The organism is Streptomyces sp. NPDC047042 (assembly GCF_040644035.1).
In the GTDB taxonomy this organism is placed as follows: Bacteria; Actinomycetota; Actinomycetes; order Streptomycetales; family Streptomycetaceae; genus Streptomyces.
In genome coordinates this window covers 1-1,759 of the sequence record NZ_JBEYVP010000110.1, presented here as the reverse complement: position 1 = coordinate 1,759, position 1,759 = coordinate 1, and the positions used below count along the sequence as shown (strand labels likewise).

At 72.1% G+C, this 1,759-nt stretch carries 2 protein-coding genes and 1 pseudogene; all 3 read left to right on the top strand.

Annotation, left to right across the window (positions count from 1 at the left end; genetic code table 11):
* Window positions 1-213, top strand: a pseudogene (locus ABZ855_RS48275) (hypothetical protein); the annotation flags it as partial.
* A gap of 20 nt (window positions 214-233) precedes the next feature.
* Window positions 234-935 (top strand): hypothetical protein, encoded by a 702-nt coding sequence (locus ABZ855_RS48270; RefSeq protein WP_360820431.1) that lies wholly within the window; start codon window positions 234-236, stop codon window positions 933-935.
* A 24-nt stretch (window positions 936-959) separates the two neighbouring features.
* Complete coding sequence (locus tag ABZ855_RS48265; RefSeq protein ID WP_360820434.1) at window positions 960-1,703, top strand: hypothetical protein; 744 nt, start codon at window positions 960-962, stop codon at window positions 1,701-1,703.
* Window positions 1,704-1,759 lie beyond the last annotated feature (56 nt).

The window sequence follows — 1,759 nt, the reverse complement described above, 5'->3', positions numbered from 1 at the left end:
GTCCGCCCGCGGGCCGGCAACGACGTCTACGACGAGGTCGGGCGGAGATTGGGGATGGCGCGCCGCCCGCTGAGCGCGCGCACGCACGCGGCGCGTTCGGGATCGCCGCAGCTGGCGGCCCGAGGACCGGCACCTCGGCCGGGACCACTGCCCTCCGCGATGCCGGGCCTGCCCCTCCCTGCGCACACCCCCTCGCACCGGCACACCCTCTGAGTACACGGAAGTCGCCGCCCATGCCCCGTGATGCTGCGTCGGCAGCAGCCCGGCGCGCGGTTTCCTCGCTCGACTCCCGGATCGAGGCCGCCACCGGTCACGACGTCGACACCCTGTGGACCCATCGCGACTGCGGCGTCCTCGACGCGCCACACATCGACCTGGTCGACCGGCACCGTGAGTTGGCCGAGGCCGAGACGGGCGTGACCTTCTACCGCACCCTCCTGAACCGACTGTCCAGCGGCGAGTTCCCCGTTGATGCCGTCCTGTTCGAACGGATCGACCGCACCGTGGACCAGTTGCAGGACGCTGCCGGCGTCCGGGATGCCGCTGCGCGACGGGTGCTCGCCGCCCTGGAGCCGGTCGAGGCCGCCGCCCGCGCGGCTCCGCGCGCGGCGGCAGAAGCGATCTCGACTGCCGGTCAGGCGGCACTGCTTGCCATCGCCGGCGGCGCCAAGCTCTACGAGCACCTGCTGACCGGCCGCCTCGCGGTGACCGCGGCTTCCGGCACCCGCATCCCCTACGCCGAACTGCAGCGCCTCGCATCCGGCGGTCTCGTGTCCGTCGACACCAGCCGCCCCGTCCACGCCGGACAGCCCGTCACCCTCACCGACGCCGGCCGCGCCGCACTCGCCGCCGGCCGCCGTCCCGCGGTGGGCGGGGCGCAGAAGGCGGCGGCGCGGCCCGGAGCATGGCCGTCCACTCCAGCGCACCGGCGCTGACCCACACCTACCGAAAGGCTCTTGTTGTCCTCCGCTGTACCGAAGCCTGCCCAGGGGAGTGAACCGGAAGTCGACTTCAACGTGGACAGGCTCGATGCCGACGAGCAGACCCTCCTCGACTTCTACCTGCAGATCCAGCTCCGCGAGGACATGCTCGCCCCGCTTGCCGAGCACCACACCACCAGCGGTGCGCACAGCTACTACGTCCTGTTCGACCACACCGCCACCTGGGACCCGGGCGTCCCTCAGTACGTCGCCGTCCACCTGCACCGGCATCACGAGAAGCGGACGTTCGACTTCGAACACGCTGCGCTGCCGCTGCCCTCGATGGCGCAGTCCTGGCTGATCCACCGCGGTTGTCCCGCCGACGGCATCGGCCTCAACCCCGAATTGGGTCCGCCACCGGCGGACGAGGCGACGAGGGCATTGGAACAACGCCTCGCGGCCGACGGCGACCACTACGCACTCGGCTACTCCTACACCCGGGACGACCCGGACGACGCGGTCATCGTGGTGGCCCTGCGCGCCCTGGACGAGCGAGCCACCCCTGAGTTCCGCGTCGTGGTCGACGAGGTCGACGCCGGTGCGTGGACGCACACCCTGCGCGAGGGTGGCTTCGCCACGGTCGAAGAAGCCTTGAAGTGGTGCGAGGACCGGCTTACCGGCATGGCCGGCCCCCTCCCGCCAGTCAGGGCGGCCACACCGGCGACCCGCGCTGGCCTCCCGCCCACGGCATCTGTTCCGCGCCCGCCCGGGAAATCGCGCTGAGCGCCCCAGCCGATGGGCGCGGCGCAACATAGCCGACGATCGCCGGTTGGCCAAAC

Bases quoted from the DNA above. Each gene is read 5' to 3' on its own strand.
- ABZ855_RS48270 (WP_360820431.1), top strand. From the start codon at position 234: ATGCCCCGTGATGCTGCGTCGGCAGCAGCCCGGCGCGCGGTTTCCTCG.